The organism is Bacillus cereus ATCC 14579 (assembly GCF_000007825.1).
GTDB lineage: Bacteria > Bacillota > Bacilli > Bacillales > Bacillaceae_G > Bacillus_A > Bacillus_A cereus.
This window is the reverse complement of record NC_004722.1, coordinates 3,082,090-3,100,586: the sequence shown is the minus strand read 5'-3', so window position 1 is coordinate 3,100,586 and position 18,497 is coordinate 3,082,090. Positions and strand designations below refer to the sequence as shown.

The following is an 18,497-nucleotide window of genomic DNA, read 5'->3' as shown; positions in this document are numbered from 1 at the left end:
TTTATTTTGTAATTTAGATGATCTAAAAACTTTTCCTCCAAGACATGAATACCTACATACAAATTTCGTATTACGGATATGATTCGATTAAACATAAAACTATTTAGAAAGGAAGAATAATATGGAATGCATAAAAATGACGAAATGGAGTTGGTATCATGTGAAAACTAGTGAGCTTGAAAAACTTTCTTCTATAATCCCTCGTGATGTAACATCTTATTTCGCTCAATTTGTAAAGAAAATAAGTTCTCCTTGTGAAAATGGATTATATGTTTATACGTTATCACCAAGTCAAACTTGTGTATATGGTTCGTTTTTATATGATCAAGATAAAAAGGACGCCAAAATTCAAAAATTTCTTCATTATTTCGTAGCTCATGGAATACTGATAACAGTTCAGGAAAAAGAGGAAGAGGATTTCCAAAAATTAATACATAATTTCCCTATGGGTACAAAAAATTGTAATAGTTCCGATGAAGGATTATGTGCTATCTCATCAATGTTTATATCTCATTATTTGCGAAAGGTTGATTACTTTGAAAACAATTTCAGAAATGTATTATGGGATTTTTATCATCATAATAACATAGCAGTTTTAGAAAGGATTTATCATATTCGTCATGAATTATTTATGAACACACATGTGTTTCGCTTAATACAAGAAGTGTTACAAGGCCTAAAAGAAGCTTGGTTAGAAAAACTAACAAACACCCTTTGTTATAAACAAACACACGTAAAATTAGAGCGTGGATTACAACTTGTTAAAGAGTACCAAGAAGAATTAGACACGATGATTCATTTACAAGAAGTTGTTTCTTCTCATCGTGGGAATGAAATTATGAAAGCTCTTACTGTATTAACTGCTGTGAGTACGCCTTTGACAGCCTTAGGAGCATTATGGGGTATGAATTTTAAATACATGCCTGAACTAGAATGGAAATATAGCTATTTAATCGCTCTCTTATTTATTATTTTCACAACAGCGGGTATGTATATGTATATGCGATTCAAAGGATGGACAGGTGACTTATTACGAGTAAAGAAAAAGAAATCTTTTTTTAAATCTAATTAATCCTGTTTATAAAAAATATGATAGATATATGGTTTGTAATATTTATTAATTGAGATAGCAACATATCCCCATCAAGTTAAAGTTTTGATGTCCTCGCAATGATAAAAATGGTGAATATTTATATGAAAGATTAGAGCTCTCCTTCCTGTAGGAGAGCTCTAATCTTTGTTTAAAAACTATATCATATACTCTGAAATTTGTCCGGATTCAATTTAGAATATGGCAAAAGAGAACTTGCGGATTAAAAACAAGCTCTCTTTAAAAGAAATAACGTAATTGAGATACTTATATAGTAACAATTGTTTTCTTCTAATTCCATATGTCATATGTTGAGAAATAAATTATAAATGGATTGATAAAGCTAAAATGAATGATTGACATAATATTTTGACGATAATATAATGAATCTCGAATTCAAGATAACTTGTAAAGGATTGGTAATTATGAGCGTGATTAACGATGAGAGCTTATCTTTAAAGTTATTTGTTATATTATCAAGGGCAGTACAGTCAATTACTAAGCGTATTGAAGAGGATATAAAAAGTTATGGACTTAATCCAACTGAATTTGCAGTGCTTGAGCTACTGTATAGTAAAGGCGATCAGCCTATACAAAAAATTGGAGACAAAATATTACTTGCAAGTAGTAGTATCACGTATGTAGTGGATAAGTTGGAAAAGAAGCGGTTCTTAATACGAAAACCATGTCCTAAAGACCGCCGTGTCACGTATGCGTCAATTACTTCAGAAGGTATTGAATTGATGGATATTATTTTTCCTCAGCATAAAGAGGCGATTCGGCAAATATTAGGCGGTTTGGACTATATTGACAAAAAAATGATAATCCACAAGTTGAAAAAATTAGGGTATTATGCACTCGAACTATAAATTTTTAGAAATATATCTCGAATTAGTAATGTCCTAATTAAATATAAATTAAATAAATAGGAGGAAAAATTAATAAATGGTAGTAAATTTATTATAATACAAAATGAATAAAACGTGTAATTTCAATTGGTATAGTATGAAATAAAGTTGTTATGTTAACGTATACATATCGTCCTTTAAATTATAAATCTTTCATAAAGCGGAGAGTGGGTATCAAGAATGGAATTACGTCATTTAGAGTATTTTATTCAAGTTTGTAATAATAATAGTTTCACTAAAGCTGCGGAAGTTCTAGGTATTTCACAGCCGACTTTAAGTCAACAAATACGAGTTTTAGAAGGTGAACTTGATACACCCTTGTTTCATCGAGTTGGAAGAGGTATCAAAATGACAGAAGCGGGTAAGCTGCTATTTGATAAAGGAAAATTTATCATGCAACAATTTGATGACGTTTATAATGAAATTTTTGAATTAAAGGGTGTAAAAAGAGGTGTGATTACTATAGGAGGTTTATTAGAGGATCTCACTTATTTAACACCTTATATTATGAAGTTTCAACAACATTATCCCAACATTGTAGTAAAGATTATAGAATCCGAAGTTGCTGTAAATCAAATCGTTGACAAAAATATTGATTTCGGGATTACACGTAGTGCTCAAATTCCAGACACATTAACAAACACCCTTTTGTATAGTGAAGAGCTCGTCCTTGTAATTCCAAAAAATCATCCTTTGAATGAAAAATCATTTGTTTCTTTTCGAGAATTAGTAGGGCTCAGTAGAGTAATGGTTTCATGTAGTTGTCGTGAATCTATTAAGATATATTGTGAGAGTTTAGGGTTATCTTTATCTGAAGCAAATATAGAAACAAAATCTTCTATTTCTCTATTGAGCCTTGTATACAATGGACATGGGGTTGCTATAATACCTCTTTCACTGGTTAACTTTGTTAATAATGATACTTTGAGCATAGTTCGTATTACTGATCCAACACCAAGTCAAGATATTAATCTTATTCACTTTGATGATAAATTTTTAAGTTTTGCAGCACGTATCTTTATGCAGAAGTTAAATGATTCTCAAAAAGTATCAGTGTAATAGAAATAATAATAATTTTAGTGTAACAATTGAAAAATTAAGATCTATATTAAAGTCAAAAGGCAGTGGATTTATATGTGTGGTGTAGTCGATCAAAAGGGGATACCATTGACTTTTAATTAAGGAAAAAAGGAAAAACTTTGCAAGGAGAGAAGGTTATCAAAAACAAGTTAAGTTAATCAATCAATTCTTTGGTCTTATCGTATAGTAACAGATTCCATAAGGGATATACACTGCTATTTTGAATCTACATATCCTTATTGTAGAAAGAAAACCACCGGCATTATACCGGTGGTTTTGATTTAGAAAGCAAAGCAAGTACAACCAATCCCCCATTTAGTTCCATCTTTTCCTATTACGGTATGAGTATGTTGATGGAGAGGGTTACTACAACTATGTAACTTGTTATCATGGGAATCGTGAGAAAGTATAGTGTTGGCTAGGTTAGCACCACCATACCCATAAACGCCCGTCGGTGACCAATCAGGTGATGCTGGCGGCAATTCAGGTGATAAATTTTTAAATTCATCATTTCCATAAACAACCTGCCCACCCATAATGGTGAGTAATGATTCAAGGTCTTTGATTTCTTCTTCTGGCACAGTAAAGTAGTCAGCAGACAATACAGCAATATCAGCAAACTGACCGACTGCCAGGGTTCCCTTTTTACCTTCATCACCAGAGAACCACGCACTTCCTTTTGAATATAATTCCAGGGCTACTTTTCTATCAAGTTTATTTTTTTCATCGTATATGGAAAGCCCACCAATGGTTTTTCCAGCAACCATCCAGTAAAGAGCAACCCAAGGGTTATAGCTGGAAACCCTGGTTGCATCACTACCGGCGCCAACAGGTATACCAAGGTCTAACATACGATAAATCGGGAGGTGTACGCTTTGCTGCTTCCTTTCCGTATAAGTCAACAAAGTATTCACCTTGAAAAGCCATGCGGTCTTGGATGGCAATACCGCCATTTAAAGCCTTAACACGTTCCATACTACGATCTGAGATAGTTTCTGCATGGTCAAACCACCATCGTAGACCATTAAAAGGAATTTCTTTGTTGACTTCCTCAAATACATTTAAGAAACGTGTGATTGATTCGTCATAAGTTGCATGTAAACGGAATGGCCAACGGTTTTCTACCAATAGAGAAATTACTTTCTTTAAGTCAGCTTCCATCATCGTAGCTAGTTCGGGCTGTGGCATTTGAAATTTTTCAAAATCAGCTGCAGAGAATACTAACATTTCTCCGGCACCATTCATTTTATACTTATCATTTCCTTGACCTGGAGAAACAATTTTTGTCCATGAAGCAAAGTCTTCATATTCATGATTAGGATTTTGCGTAAATAGATTATAAGCAATACGTAAAGTTAATTGTTCCTTCTCGGCTAAATGTTCAACAACTTTGTAGTCGTCAGGATAATTTTGGAAACCGCCACCTGCATCAATGGCACTTGTAATACCTAATCTATTTAATTCGCGCATAAAATGGCGTGTGGAGTTAATCTGGTCGTCAAAATTAAGTACTGGAGCTTTACCCAAACTTGAATAAAGAATAGAAGCGTTAGGGTTAGCAATTAAAAGGCCTGTTGGATTACCTCTTTTATCCCGCTGAATTAAACAGCCTGGAGGATCTGGGGTATCTTTCGTGTATCCCAGTGCACGTAGCCCTGCACGATTTACAAGTGCTCTATCGTAAAGATGTAGCACAAAGACAGGCGTGTCTTCAGAAACAGCATTAATCTCTTCTAATGTTGGCATCCGTCTCTCTTTAAATTGAAATTCAGACCAACCTCCAACTACTCTTACCCACTGAGGAGCAGGTGTACGTCTTGCCTGTTCTTTGAGCATTTCTAGAGCAATAAAAAGTGATGGTACGCCTTCCCAACGTAATTCCATATTATAATGCAGACCACCACGAATAACGTGTATATGAGAGTCATTCAGGCCTGGAATAGCTCTCTTTCTTTTAAGGTCTATTTTTTTTGTTTTTTCCCGTGGCACTATTAAGAAGCTCATCTCCACCTACTGCAGTGACTAAACCATCAGTTATGGCGATAGCAGATACCTCAGGCTGAGAAGGGTCAAGGGTAGTAATTTTTCCGTTGTATAAGATCATATCCGGTACATTCATATTCACACCTCGTCTACTTCCTATTATTTTGTAACCATGGATGAAATAATTTACCGAAAATCGGCATGACTACCCATGATAGCAAGGACACGATACATACAGAAACAAAAAAAGCTGACATAATAGGATTCATATGTTTTATAATAGGTCCTATCACTTTAGGAACTAACATGCTAAGAGGCCATACACCCAGAAGGGTAACGATAGACATTTTCCATTTTGGCGGTGGAACTGGCGTTTTCGGAGTAACAAACCAATAAGCCAAACTGCTTTCAGTTTTGTAAGTTGGATTAGCGGCTTGAAATTGCTCCGCCGTTTTTAACAAATCCCGGCGAACATCTGATTCTTGCCAAGTACGTAGATGCTCATACGTATCAAAGCGAAAAATAACAGTATACTCTCTGGATTCGTTACTTGGGACTATTAGATTTACACCTAAATGTCCTGGGAATTTAGTAGCCGCAGCCTCAATTTCATGTCTCCATGTTTCAAACTGTTTTTCTCTACCTTCTTGAATTTCCCATGTAACAATCGTTGTTACTGGATTGCCGGCATCCATCGTGTTCCTTGTATAAGTCTCTTCGACAGCTACTCCTTCTTGTTTCATATTTTCCTGCTTGGAAGCGCGCCATGCACCATAGTATATGCGTATTCTACACCTTGACCATAAGCACCAGTGTGTTCCTTTACAATCTCCATTACAGCATCATAAGTGTCTTTGTGTGCCCAGTCACGTTGGTATTCAAGTAAAACTTGAATTGCTGTCACTGGAATTGCACCAGCTTGTTCTACACGACGCATAGCAGCGTTATGTGCTGTCAAACTAGTACCACCTGAAGCATCATCAACTGCATATACCTCATAGCCAGCTTTAATTGCTTCAAGCACAGGGAATGCAAGGCAAACTTCAGTCCAAAGTGCTGCAAATATTAATTTCTTTCTACCGGTTGCTTTAACTGCCTCAACAAATTTCGGATCTTCCCAAGAGTTCATTGAACTACGTTCTATAATTTCATGGTTTGGGAATATATCAAGAATTTGTGGCCAAAAATAACCAGAAAAGCTGCGTGTTTCAACTGTAGTAAGAATAGTAGGTACGTTAAAAGTTTTTGCTGATTTAGCAAGTAGCATAACGTTATTAATCAATGTTTGTCTATCAATACTTGCAACTCCAAAAGTCATTTGAGGTTGAAAATCAATTAAAATTAAGGCACTGTTCTCCGGATTTAACAATTCTAAATTACTCATAATAAAACGCTCCTTTTTCAATTGTTTATTGAAAGTAATGTATCTTCTGTCAATTGAAGCTCTACTATACTTTTTAATTTAAATTTAGTGCTGATTTAATCAGCACTAAATTTATACTATCTACTTTAAAAAAGGTGATTTAAAGCTATTTACTTGAGATACATTTATGCATTTTGTTTACTAAGATCTCGCTGAGCTCCTCTATAGCTTCCAATTATATTTTGATAGCCTGGAAGATTGCTAGCAAGCAAATTGCCAAAACCTTCGACATCGTTGCGCCAATCGCGTTGTAATTCGCAAGCTACGCTAAACCAGTTCATAAGTTGCACGCCACTATGTGCCATACGTGTATTGGCAGCATCTGCAACTTGTTTACTGAAAGTTCCTGAAGCATCAGTAACAGCAAATACTTCATAGCCAGCTTTTATAGCGGAAAGTGCAGGGAAAGCAACACAAACGTCCGTAACTACGCCCGCGATGATAAGTTGCTTTTTTCCAGTTTCTTCGATTGCTTTTACAAAATCATCATTATCCCATGCGTTAATTTGTCCAGGTCGAGCTATTTTTGGTGCATGAGGAAAGAGATCAACCAATTCTTGCATTAAAGGTCCGTTAGGCCCGTTTTCAAAACTTGTTGTTAAAATAACTGGTAAATCAAAAAACTTAGCAGTATGAGCAAGAGCTAAAACATTGTTCTTGAATTCATCAACACCATAGTCACGTACTAGTCCGGACATAAGACCAGTTTGATGATCTACTAAAAGCACGACAGCATCGTCTTTGTTAATACGAGAATAGAGATCAGTCATTATGTATTCCTCCTAAAAATTAAGTAATCGAAGAAAGTTTAAATAGTCGAATACTATCATAAGTTTCTTCGTTTATAACTAAGCAGCCCAATAATATTGGTTATAGCAGCATTCATAGAACATGAAGTGCTATACAAATTTATAGTATTTGAAAACTGATTCGTTAATCAATTCTAAATTATCTATAATTCGTATAGGTCGTAACTATAGTTGTTTTCACTATAAAATAGATTGGTTTTACCTATACATCCTATAGATAGAACAATATTGATAGTCACCTATTTTTGTTATTACAATTGAATAGGAGTAATGTTCAGTAATTATTTTATGATGAAAAAGGTATTAGAGGGGGGGATTGTTCCAAAAGGAGAAAATGAATGCATTGGAACAATAGAGTTTCATACTTAGAGTTCACAACATAAACGTGCATGAATAGGTTATGAGATTCATCCGGATTATTGAAGAAAAGGATACATATTAGAATACTTTTTGGAGGTAGAAGCATGGCTAAAATTACTGTGGGAACCGAAAATCAAGCACCAATTGAGATATATTATGAGGATCATGGCACAGGAAAACCAGTTGTACTCATTCATGGTTGGCCGTTAAGTGGTCGATCTTGGGAATACCAAGTTCCCGCTCTTGTTGAGGCTGGATACAGAGTTATAACATATGATCGTCGAGGATTTGGACAATCATCTCAGCCGTGGGAAGGGTATGAATATGATACCTTTACTTCTGATGTACATCAACTATTAGAACATTTAGAGCTTCAAAATGTCACACTTGTTGGTTTTTCTATGGGTGGAGGCGAAGTATCCCGGTATATTAGTACGTATGGAACAGATCGTATTGAAAAGGCTGTTTTTGCTGGAGCAGTACCTCCATATTTATACAAATCACAGAATCATCCTGAAGGGGCATTAGATGATGCAACAATTGAAGCATTCAAAAGTGGTGTGATAAATGACCGCCTTGCATTTCTTGATGAATTTACTAAGGGATTTTTCGCGGCTGGTAATCGAACAGATTTAGTTAGTGAGCCATTCCGTTTATATAATTGGGATATTGCAGCCAGTGCATCACCTAAAGGAACACTTGATTGTATTACCGCCTTTAGTAAGACAGATTTTAGAAAAGACTTGGAGAAGTTTAATATACCTACTCTTATTATTCACGGTGATTCTGATGCAACTGTACCATATGAATATAGTGGGAAATTAACACATGAAGCAATTCCTAATTCTAAAGTGGCCTTAATAAAGGGTGGTCCACATGGGCTACATGCAACGCATGCTAAAGAATTTAATGAAGCACTCCTATTATTTTTAAATGACTGATTACAAATATATAATTGTTAATTGATAAATTATAAACAAGTAAAAAATAAAGCTTTATAAAAGATGCTCTTGGATAAATCCAGGAGCATCTTTTTAAATGGTGATATTGAGGTGTTAGGTTGATAAATCTCCATTAATTTTGGATTGAATACTCTTCTTAACAGCTAAAATATATTGATTAGAGTTTTTTAGATTTCTTAGAAGTATTGTTATATTACTATCAAGATAATATTTTGAATAATCCTCAAAACAAAGAAATATACATTTTTCTGAGGAAGAAATATCTTGTCAGAAAACAATAAAATCTTATTAATTTTTATAATTGGTAGAATTTTTGTGGAAATAATTCTCTTAATATATTAAAATAACATCGTATTATGTCAGATTTTAATTAGGGGAGAGAAATTTTATGTTGAAAAAAATCATTCCAGTTGCTTTAGCATTAAGTACAGTTACTTTTACTAGTGTATTTGCTGCGCCTTCAATCCAAGCAAGTACAGAACAAAACCGCTACATAGATGTACAAATGCTCGGTATTAACGATTTTCATGGGCAACTAGACACTGTAAAAAAAATTAACAATAAAGATGCAGGGGGAATTGAGTACTTAGGGGCTTATTTACGTGATCGTGAAAAACAAAATCCGAATACATTAAAGGTACATGCTGGCGATGTTGTTGGAGCAAGTACTCCTGTTTCAGCATTATTACAAGACGAACCTACGATTGAATTTCTAAATGATTTGAAATTCAATGTTGGAACGATAGGAAATCATGAATTTGATGAAGGTGTTGAAGAAATGAACCGCCTTATTTATGGTGGATACCATGAGAAAACAGGTAATTTTAAAGGAGCAAAATTCCCATATGTTGCTGCAAATTTCTATAATAAATCCACCGGTCGTTTATTTTTACCACCATTCACTATAAAAAAGGTACAAGGAGTTCCTGTTGGCTTTATCGGAGTCGTAACAACGGATGTTCCTAACCTTGTTATGCCTACTATGCTAAAGAATGTAGAAATTACAGATGAAGTTGAAGCTATTAACAAATCCGTAAAGCAATTAAAAAAACTAGGCGTTAAATCTATCGTTGTTCTTGCACATAACGGAGGTATAACAGATGGGAACGGCGTCACAAATGGTGATATCGTCCGATTAGCAAATGAGACTGATCCAGAAGTCGATGTTATTTTTGGTGGCCATAGCCACACCTATGTAAATGGAACTGTTAATAATAAACTTGTCGTACAAGCAAATTCATATGGTATGGCTTTTGCTGATGTTGATGTAAAGATTGATCGTAAAACACAAGATATTGTTGAGAAAAAAGCAGAAATTGTTACAACTTACCATGAAGGCATGGAGCCTGATAAAAAAATCAAGAAGAAGATGGAGAAATATCAAGCAAAAATCGCACCTCTTGTTAATGAAATTGTAGGTAAGTCTATTGCTCCACTAGATCGTAAACTCAATACGGCTGGTGAATCTACTCTCGGAAATTTAGTTGCTGATGCTCAGCGTGCAACAATGCAATCCCAAATTGCACTTATGAATCCTGGTGGTATTCGTAATGACTTAGATGCTGGTGATATTACATGGGGAGAGATATATGGTATTCAACCATTCGGAAATCAATTAATAAAAGTAAATTTAACAGGTCAAGACATTCGTGATATTTTAAATCAACAATGGCAAAAAGACATAACAAGAATGCTTCAAATTTCAGGGATCCAATACACTTGGGATGCGAACAAGCCTAATGGAGAAAAAGTAACAAGTATTCGCTTAACAAATGGAGAAGAAATTATTCCTTCTAAAACTTACAGCGTCGTTGCGAACGCATTTCTAGCTTCAGGTGGAGATGGATTTGTATCCTTTAAAAACGGTAAAGATGCTGAAACAGGACCAACTGATTTTGAAGCATTAGTAGATTATATAAAAAAATCAAAAGAACCAATTCAGTCTATTATTGATGGAAGAATTCAAAAGATAAATTAGTTTTTTATTAATCTCAAAAACAACTAGATTACCTGTGCGCTATACTCTTTAGTGTGCAGGTAATCTATTTTTTTGATTTGAAATAGTCTAACTGTGGCCAATGGGTATACCGTCTAGATGCAGAGTGCCGAAAAAATGAAGTGAACAAAAAATAACCCCTAAATTAACTCTATGATAAAGAGACTACAAACAATCAAAATTTGGAACTTCATATTAACCATATATTAACTACGTTAATAATACATACTGAAATTGAATACTTTAGATAACATCATCTATAACGAATATCTGTACATTATAATGTTATGCAATGAGGAATTTACAATACAATGAATTGAAGCTTATTTAGTTTTATATTCGTATAAGTGAATTAAGAATTTCTTAAGAACCTATTAAGAAATAAGTGAGTTTTAGGAACTAGAATAAATGTATCTTAACAGTAATAAGAAAATGAATGTTTTAAACGGAAATTGGCAGAGTATGTCAAAAAGCTATAAGTAAATATTTCAGGAGGTTTTTTATGAAAAAGAAAATAATTATTGCAATTGTTGCTTCTGCTATAACAATGACTCATTTTGTAGGAAATACTTATGCAGATTCGAAAACAGAGGTTTCTGTTACAGCTCCCTACAATACAAATCAAATAGCGAAATGGTTAGAAGCACATGCAAAGCCTTTAAAAACAACTAATCCAACTGCATCTCTTAATGATTTGAAACCACTTAAGAATATGGTAGGTTCAGCTTCAATTGTAGGTTTAGGTGAAGCTACGCATGGGGCTCATGAAGTTTTTACAATGAAACACCGCATTGTTAAGTATTTAGTATCTGAAAAGGGCTTTACCAATCTAGTTTTAGAAGAGGGATGGGACAGGGCCTTGGAACTTGATCGATATGTTCTTACTGGTAAGGGAAACCCAAGCCAACATCTAACACCTGTATTTAAGACGAAAGAAATGCTAGATTTACTTGATTGGATTCGGCAATATAATGCTAATCCAAAACATAAATCGAAAGTACGTGTCATCGGGATGGACATTCAATCAGTAAACGAAAATGTTTATAATAATATAATAGAATATATTAAAGCAAACAACTCAAAACTGTTGCCTAGAGTAGAAGAGAAGATAAAAGGGCTTATTCCTGTAACAAAGGATATGAATACTTTTGAAAGCCTTACGAAAGAAGAAAAAGAAAAGTATGTTTTAGATGCTAAACAAATTAGTGCTTTATTAGAGGAAAATAAAAGCTATTTAAATGGGAAATCTAAAGAGTTTGCATGGATAAAGCAAAATGCTCGTATTATTGAACAGTTTACTACAATGTTAGCGACACCTCCTGATAAACCAGCGGATTTTTATTTGAAACATGATATTGCAATGTATGAAAATGCGAAGTGGACTGAAGAACATTTAGGAAAAACCATTGTATGGGGACATAATGGACACGTTTCGAAAACAAATATGCTTTCTTTTATATACCCTAAAGTAGCAGGGCAGCATTTAGCAGAATATTACGGAAAACGGTACGTATCTATTGGAACGTCAGTTTATGAAGGACAATATAATGTCAAGAATAGCGATGGTGAATTTGGCCCCTATGGAACATTAAAATCGGATGATCCAAACAGTTATAACTACATTTTTGGACAGGTCAAAAAAGATCAATTTTTTATTGATTTACGTAAGGCGAATGGCGTGACAAAAACTTGGTTAAACGAACAACATCCAATTTTCGCTGGAATAACTACCGAAGGGCCTGATATACCAAAAACTGTTGATATATCATTAGGTAAAGCATTTGATATACTTGTTCAAATTCAAAAAGTGAGTCCATCTCAAGTACATCAATAAATTTAGAATCATGTGCCTTAATGACAAATTTCATAGTGTTTCATATAACACAATGAAATTTGTTCTATATAGCAAGAAGAATAATCGCATTAGAAAAAATTAGCAGTTTAACCTGTTAAGAGTAAAACGAATCTTCAATATGTAAAGCGCAAAAACACTGAAGCGAAAAGCATCGGTGTTTTTTGCGCTTTCGGGCACAGATGCTACTTCAATCCTATTGTAGAAGTGATTTTGTATGTAAGGAATTTGTAAGGAATAGGTAAGAAAAAAGAGATTTTCATTGTGTAGGATAAAAATATAAGGAAGCGTGAAGGGGGGGAACAATTACGGCCTACATATAAAACAAACAATCAGTAACAAGAGTGTTTTGTGAAAATAATGAGTACAATGATTGCAAATGCATTGTTGCCTTTTCATCATTTGGAGAATGGATAGCTGTGTGGTTCGTATATGACACTTCTATCAACTATCTATACAATTTTAATAGAAGAGAGGAATTCTTTATGAAAACACGCAGTAAAATTACATGTGCAAGTCTAGCACTTTTAATAGGTGGAAGTTCCCTGTTATACATAACACCAACATCAGTTGTAAAAGCAGAACCTACGCAAAATGTATCTAGTTCGTTACAAACAAGTACGCAAAGCGATCGTACTTCCGTTAAGAAAGCAATGCGAGATGAACTGCAACTTGGATACCCGGGAATACTCGCTAAAATTTCTAAGGGGGGTAAAACTTGGAGTTATACAGCTGGGGTAGCGGATCTGAAAACTAAGAAACCAATGAAAGCAGATTTCCGCTTTCGCATTGGCAGTGTGACGAAAACGTTCATTGCAACAGTTCTACTTCAATTATCTGGAGAGAACCGTTTGAATCTAGACGACTCCATTGAAAAATGGTTACCTGGCGTTATTCAAGGAAACGGATATGATGGTAACCAGATTACGATCCGTCAAATATTGAATCATACAAGTGGTATTGCTGACTATGTAAATTCAAAAGACTTTGATATTATGGATACAAAAAAATCGTATACGGCTGAAGAATTCGTAAAGATGGGGATTTCACTTCCCCCGGACTTTGCCCCAGGAAAGGGTTGGTCTTATTCAAACACAGGATACGTATTACTGGGGATCCTTATTGAAAAAGTAACCGGCAACAGTTATGCCGAAGAGGTTGAAAACCGAATTATTGAACCGCTTGATTTGTCAAATACATTCCTACCTGGCAATTCAAGCGTGATTCCAGGCACCAAGCATGCCCGTGGCTACTTGCAAATAAACGGAGCGAGTGAGCTAAAAGATGTTACTTATATTAACCCAGGTAGCTCGGATGGAGATATGATTTCTACTGCTGACGACTTAAACAAATTCTTCTCTTGCTTACTAGGTGGCAAATTACTGAAGGAACAGCAGTTAAAACAAATGCTTACTACAGTTCCTACAAATAGAGAGGGAACCGGATATGGTCTTGGAATACTTGAAATTAAGCTTCCGAACGGTGTCTCGGTATGGGGACACAGGGGTGCCGTTCCAGGGTTTTCCACTTTTGCTGGTGGAACACTTGGAGGTAAACATACACTCGCTATCAATTCGAACAGTTTAAACCTTAATAACCCGGAAGTTTTTAAGAACATTTTACTTGCTGAATTTAGAAAGTAGGAAAAACGGATAAATTTTGTCATTTGTAATTTCCATCGGAATGGATTACCGCTTGAAAGAGTATAGAGGGATTAAGTATCTAGAAACAATCAAGCCAATCATGAAGAATGGCTAAGTAAAAGGATTTGTTTATACATTGGCCAATTAAAAGAGCAACAGATATAATGAGTGATTAGTATGTATCTAGTATTGCATTTGTATTGGTATCGTCACGGATTGTAAATTTGTATAAGGTGCGAAGTTTAATTTAAGACTTCGCACTTTTGATGTTTAACAGCTTTTATTACGAAGCTATTAACAATAGAAAAAAGGAGAATGTAACTAGTTATGTGGATACTACTGTATGATTGGTGCAACAAATTGTGACTCTAACGTATTTGAAAGGCCTGATAAATTCAACGTTTATCGTCCTGACATTGATATTAAAAAGGCATTTAGTGGTACTGCAAGACATCTTGCTTTTGGATTAAGTATCTATAATTGTGTAGGAGTAGCATTTGCAAAATTAAAAATTGAAATAGATTCAACCATTAAAGATAATATTAGCAGGAAAAAATTGAGGGACATTAAGGATTTTGTGAAGAAGACTTCAAAAATGAACTGAAATCTAATAAACAACGTAAAAGCTAAAAGATTTTCGCTGTGAGAACATCTCAAAATATTAAATTGATGGTAACTTTGTTGTAGCTCTTTAAACATACCTATATTAAAACCCAAATATCTCAGCATTAAATTGAGAATTTGGGTTTTTCTAAAGGAATTAATTTTTTAAAAAATTTTTAGAAATTTAAACATAAAGTATTGTATACATGTAAGTATGATTAAAAATGAAAAGTTGTAAATGCTAAATTTAATTAAATACGCCTTACTCTCTTTAACATTGGCCTGAATGAATAGTTTATAGGAGATTACACTGGCTAAAGATGCGATAATTGTTCCAAGCCCTCCAATATTTACTCCTAGTAATAAAGCTTTCCAATCAGAAGTAAAGTTTGATAGAAGAATTGAAGTAGGAAAATTGCTAATCAATTGACTCAAAAATATGGAACTAAAGAAGACTGAAGTATCTCCTCTTAAATTAGCGCGAGCAAATGTCTCCAGTGCATCCGAATGTGAAATGTTTCCGATGAAAATAAAAAAACAGACAAAGGTTATTAGAAGAAAGTAATCGATCTTAAATAGTAAGTTTCTATCTAATGTAAATGCTGCCACTAATGTAACTATTAGCGCAATGTAATAATTAATGACACCAAAAATAGATGCAATGATAGTGAGAAGTATTAAAATCCAGACGGTAGCTTTTTTTCGATTTTTCACGGTAATAACAGGTAGTTCTATTTTTAAATCTGTTTTTTGAAGTTTTTGAGTACATATAAATAACAAACTAATTCCAAGTACAGCTAAAAGCAGGATTGAACCTAAAAATGGGATGAGCTTAATTCCATAGTAAGAGTATAAGTATAAATTTTGTGGGTTTCCCATAGGCATCAAGCTACTACCGATGTTTGCCGCAATTGTTTGCAGGATGATTGTATCCATCATGTTCATTTGTGTTTTTTTACTAATGACAAGTGTTATTGGTACAAAAGTGAGGAGAGCGACATCATTTGTTACAAACATGGAGCAAATAAAGCATAACAAAATTAGAATAATAGATATTGACCTGCTGTTATTGCATTTATTTAAAATGGCAACGGCAAGTTTGTCTAATATCTTTAGCTGTTCCAAGGCCTTAATGGCCACCATTAGATTAAATAAGCTAATTAACACTTCAAAGTTAATATATTCGATCTTTGGCGAATGTATTAAGCAGCTTACAATTGCTAGTATTAGTGAAATGGTAAGTACTAAATCTTTTTTTAAAAATCCGAATTTCATAAGGAGTCTTTTTTTATTTTGAACGAATACTATTTCTTTCACAATACACCACCTGTAATCTATGTTAGTAAATATACGTTTTTTGGGATAACTCGATATTGCTAGAAAAGAGGATGTCATAAGTTCCTAAATAAAAGTTTTGTAATGTTTCATCCCTTCAATAAAATCCTTTTTTGCTTAGTGTCTTTCATGTGGTAAATATGTGCAATATAGACGAATCCAGCTAGGGGGATTAATTGAGAAAACAAATGTTTTTTGTATGATACCATAAATAAATTAAATGCTTTATTTTTTTAATATTCTTACAATACCCTATTGATTCTTGATTTCAAATACTTTATAAGAAGTTCTAAAAGAGAAAAAGTACGCATGTTTTTATGAAGAAAATAGAGGCTTGTCAAAGGTTAGGTAGAACAGAATCTGCGACGTTTGGATACTGTATAAAATTCACAAAATCTCAGTGTTTTTTAGATGAAAAAAACTTAAAATATTTTTTGTTTTTATAAAAATCTGTACTTTTTCGTAACATTCTGTACTTTTAATTATAAATTAAAGACAAGATTTTCTTAGTTGAATAGTGAAAGCGCTTTATAGAGTTTTCGCGAATTTTTTACCTAGCCTATTTTTGAGATTAGTAGTGAGAAAGGAGATATTTCCATGTTCTTGAGAAGATTAACAAAAAACCACTTAATCACTATTGATTATTATGATTTAAATCACCGGTAAACGAAACAAACATAGTAGTACAACAATGTTAGTGGATAAAAATATTAGTTTTGCAGAAAGGGGTAGAGCATCCGTTTGTATAATCGTTAAGTACTTCAAAATTTCAGTTTTACGGTTACATGTTGTGATGTTTGCTTAAGCAGGCCAATCCGATTCATATAGAAAATTTTTATCCTTGTTGTATTTGAATATGAAAGAGGTATTTATACCAGGAAATATAGGTGATTTTATATAGATTATGATAGATAAATTTTGGTATGGAGTGATGATATGGAAAGGTTTTTTGTAGATTTAGTCGGATCAACAAATGATTTTTTATGGTCTAAATTGTTAATTATTATGCTTGTTATTTGCGGAATTTATTTTACATTTAAATTGAATTTTGTACAGTTTCGAATGTTAAAAGAGATGGTCCGTGTATTAATGGAGGGAAAAAGCGGTGCTAAAGATCAAGTCTCTCCTTTTCAAGCGTTTTGTATTGGTATGGCAGCCCGCGTTGGAACAGGGAATATTACAGGAATTGCGATTGCAATTGCATTAGGTGGTCCTGGAGCTGTATTTTGGATGTGGATTATTTCTATTATCAGCTCGGCATCTAGTTTTGTCGAAAGCACATTAGCACAGATATATAAAGTAAAAGATAAAACTGGTTTCCGCGGTGGTCCATCCTATTATATGGAAAAAGGGTTGAATAAACGTTGGATGGGAGTATTATTCTCTATTTTAATCACAATTACTTTTGGACTTGTATTCAATTCAGTACAATCAAATACAGTTACAATTGCTTTTCAAAACTCATTTGGTACAGATCGTCTAACAGTTGGGATAATCATGGCCATTGCTTTCGCTGCGATTATTTTTGGTGGTGTACAACGTATTGCAAAAATGGCTGAATACAAGGTAGTATTTTTAGCGGTATTATACATTGGAGTTGCATTATTTGTTGTAGTTACCAACATATCAAAAATGCCGGAAGTTCTTTCTCTTATTGTTCAAAACGCATTTGGTTTTAAACAAATAGCAGGCGGTTCAATTGGTGCAGCACTTATGAATGGAGTTAAACGTGGTTTATTTTCAAATGAAGCTGGTATGGGAAGTGCACCAAACGTTGCCGCAACAGCAACAACAAGTCATCCGGTGAAACAAGGACTGATTCAAGCATTTGGTGTATTAACGGATACACTGATCATTTGTACTAGCACTGCCTTTATTATTTTGCTGTCTGATGCATATAAACAACCGGGATTAAATGGTATTGCACTTACACAAGCAGCATTAAGTGAACACATAGGTCCTTGGGCATCGGGTTGTCTTGCTATCTTTGTTTTTTTATTTGGATTTGGTGCGTTAATTGGCAACTATTATTATGGTGAAACAAATATTCGCTTCTTACATACAAGTAAAGTGTGGTTAATGATATACAGAATAAGTGTGTTGGCTATGATTGTATTTGGTTCTGTTGCAAAGATTCAAATTGTATGGGATTTAGCGGACTTATTTATGGGCTTTATGGTTATTATTAATTTAATTGCTATTACCTTACTTTCAAAAGTAGCATTTGCGGCGTTACAAGATTATATAAACCAGAAAAAAGCTGGTAAAGATCCTATTTTTTATAAAGAAAACATTAAAGGGCTTGAAAATATTGAATGTTGGGATAGTTATGAGAAAACTTCAAAAAAGAAAAGTGTGTAATAAGAAGGATATTCAGACTGCAATATGTCTGAATATTTTTCTTGGTTCTAGTGCAAATATTATTGATTATAGTAAAGAAAAAATCATTCTAT

The 18,497-nt window shown here is 33.9% G+C and carries 13 protein-coding genes and 1 pseudogene; 9 read left to right on the top strand and 5 right to left on the bottom strand.

Going from position 1 to position 18,497, the window contains the following annotated elements; translation table 11 throughout:
* The first annotated feature begins 121 nt into the window (after positions 1-121).
* The 3 genes from BC_RS15670 to BC_RS15660 all read left to right on the top strand — a co-directional run bounded on the left by BC_RS15670 (position 122) and on the right by BC_RS15660 (position 3,057).
* The gene (locus BC_RS15670; protein WP_000388926.1) at positions 122-1,072 is read left to right on the top strand and encodes a magnesium transporter CorA family protein; all 951 of its coding nucleotides are present in this window, start codon (positions 122-124) and stop codon (positions 1,070-1,072) included.
* A gap of 443 nt (positions 1,073-1,515) precedes the next feature.
* Positions 1,516-1,959, top strand: coding sequence for a MarR family winged helix-turn-helix transcriptional regulator (locus BC_RS15665; protein ID WP_000111427.1), 444 nt, complete (start codon positions 1,516-1,518; stop codon positions 1,957-1,959).
* A gap of 219 nt (positions 1,960-2,178) precedes the next feature.
* Positions 2,179-3,057 carry a LysR family transcriptional regulator gene (locus BC_RS15660; RefSeq protein WP_000423188.1) on the top strand — a complete coding sequence of 293 codons (879 nt, stop codon included), beginning with the start codon at positions 2,179-2,181 and terminating at the stop codon, positions 3,055-3,057.
* Positions 3,058-3,359: 302 nt separating this feature from the next.
* Here the strand turns inward: BC_RS15660 and BC_RS15655 are convergent.
* The 4 genes and pseudogenes from BC_RS15655 to ycaC form a co-directional block, all read right to left on the bottom strand.
* Positions 3,360-5,197: pseudogene (locus BC_RS15655) on the bottom strand (amidohydrolase).
* Positions 5,198-5,210: 13 nt separating this feature from the next.
* Positions 5,211-5,804: an antibiotic biosynthesis monooxygenase gene (locus tag BC_RS15645; protein ID WP_000806862.1), complete on the bottom strand. Its 594-nt coding sequence runs from the start codon at positions 5,802-5,804 to the stop codon at positions 5,211-5,213.
* A complete protein-coding gene (locus tag BC_RS15640) occupies positions 5,801-6,445 on the bottom strand; it encodes a hydrolase (protein WP_000067162.1) in 645 nt (214 codons plus the stop codon). The genes BC_RS15645 and BC_RS15640 overlap by 4 nt, the downstream gene beginning before the upstream one ends.
* Positions 6,446-6,609: 164 nt before the next feature.
* Complete coding sequence (ycaC, locus tag BC_RS15635) at positions 6,610-7,254, bottom strand: isochorismate family cysteine hydrolase YcaC (protein WP_000131214.1); 645 nt, start codon at positions 7,252-7,254, stop codon at positions 6,610-6,612.
* A 503-nt stretch (positions 7,255-7,757) separates the two neighbouring features.
* Between ycaC and BC_RS15630 the strand changes: the two genes are divergently transcribed.
* The 5 genes from BC_RS15630 (at position 7,758) to BC_RS15610 (ending at position 14,710) form a co-directional block, all read left to right on the top strand.
* On the top strand, positions 7,758-8,594 hold the full coding sequence (locus BC_RS15630; RefSeq protein ID WP_001074324.1) for a bromoperoxidase: 837 nt from the start codon (positions 7,758-7,760) through the stop codon (positions 8,592-8,594).
* A gap of 409 nt (positions 8,595-9,003) precedes the next feature.
* A complete protein-coding gene (locus BC_RS15625) occupies positions 9,004-10,593 on the top strand; it encodes a bifunctional metallophosphatase/5'-nucleotidase (protein ID WP_000913782.1) in 1,590 nt (529 codons plus the stop codon).
* Positions 10,594-11,113: 520 nt separating this feature from the next.
* The gene (locus tag BC_RS15620) at positions 11,114-12,445 is read left to right on the top strand and encodes an erythromycin esterase family protein (RefSeq protein ID WP_000726836.1); all 1,332 of its coding nucleotides are present in this window, start codon (positions 11,114-11,116) and stop codon (positions 12,443-12,445) included.
* Between the two features lie 503 nt (positions 12,446-12,948).
* On the top strand, positions 12,949-14,106 hold the full coding sequence (locus BC_RS15615) for a serine hydrolase domain-containing protein (protein WP_000857806.1): 1,158 nt from the start codon (positions 12,949-12,951) through the stop codon (positions 14,104-14,106).
* A 343-nt stretch (positions 14,107-14,449) separates the two neighbouring features.
* The gene (locus BC_RS15610) at positions 14,450-14,710 is read left to right on the top strand and encodes a cytochrome P450 (protein WP_002041425.1); all 261 of its coding nucleotides are present in this window, start codon (positions 14,450-14,452) and stop codon (positions 14,708-14,710) included.
* A 164-nt stretch (positions 14,711-14,874) separates the two neighbouring features.
* Here BC_RS15610 and BC_RS15605 read toward each other — a convergent pair whose 3' ends face one another.
* Positions 14,875-16,026 (bottom strand): anion transporter, encoded by a 1,152-nt coding sequence (locus tag BC_RS15605; RefSeq protein ID WP_000659298.1) that lies wholly within the window; start codon positions 16,024-16,026, stop codon positions 14,875-14,877.
* A gap of 954 nt (positions 16,027-16,980) precedes the next feature.
* Here BC_RS15605 and BC_RS15600 point away from each other — a divergent pair.
* Positions 16,981-18,405, top strand: a complete 1,425-nt coding sequence (locus BC_RS15600) for an alanine/glycine:cation symporter family protein (protein WP_000439275.1) — start codon at positions 16,981-16,983, stop codon at positions 18,403-18,405.
* Positions 18,406-18,497: the final 92 nt, after the last annotated feature.

Coding starts and splice junctions, on each gene's coding strand:
- BC_RS15670 (WP_000388926.1), top strand. CDS start 122: ATGGAATGCATAAAAATGACGAAATGGAGTTGGTATCATGTGAAAACT.
- BC_RS15665 (WP_000111427.1), top strand. CDS start 1,516: ATGAGCGTGATTAACGATGAGAGCTTATCTTTAAAGTTATTTGTTATA.
- BC_RS15660 (WP_000423188.1), top strand. CDS start 2,179: ATGGAATTACGTCATTTAGAGTATTTTATTCAAGTTTGTAATAATAAT.
- BC_RS15645 (WP_000806862.1), bottom strand. CDS start 5,804: ATGAAACAAGAAGGAGTAGCTGTCGAAGAGACTTATACAAGGAACACG.
- BC_RS15640 (WP_000067162.1), bottom strand. CDS start 6,445: ATGAGTAATTTAGAATTGTTAAATCCGGAGAACAGTGCCTTAATTTTA.
- ycaC (WP_000131214.1), bottom strand. CDS start 7,254: ATGACTGATCTCTATTCTCGTATTAACAAAGACGATGCTGTCGTGCTT.
- BC_RS15630 (WP_001074324.1), top strand. CDS start 7,758: ATGGCTAAAATTACTGTGGGAACCGAAAATCAAGCACCAATTGAGATA.
- BC_RS15625 (WP_000913782.1), top strand. CDS start 9,004: ATGTTGAAAAAAATCATTCCAGTTGCTTTAGCATTAAGTACAGTTACT.
- BC_RS15620 (WP_000726836.1), top strand. CDS start 11,114: ATGAAAAAGAAAATAATTATTGCAATTGTTGCTTCTGCTATAACAATG.
- BC_RS15615 (WP_000857806.1), top strand. CDS start 12,949: ATGAAAACACGCAGTAAAATTACATGTGCAAGTCTAGCACTTTTAATA.
- BC_RS15610 (WP_002041425.1), top strand. CDS start 14,450: ATGATTGGTGCAACAAATTGTGACTCTAACGTATTTGAAAGGCCTGAT.
- BC_RS15600 (WP_000439275.1), top strand. CDS start 16,981: ATGGAAAGGTTTTTTGTAGATTTAGTCGGATCAACAAATGATTTTTTA.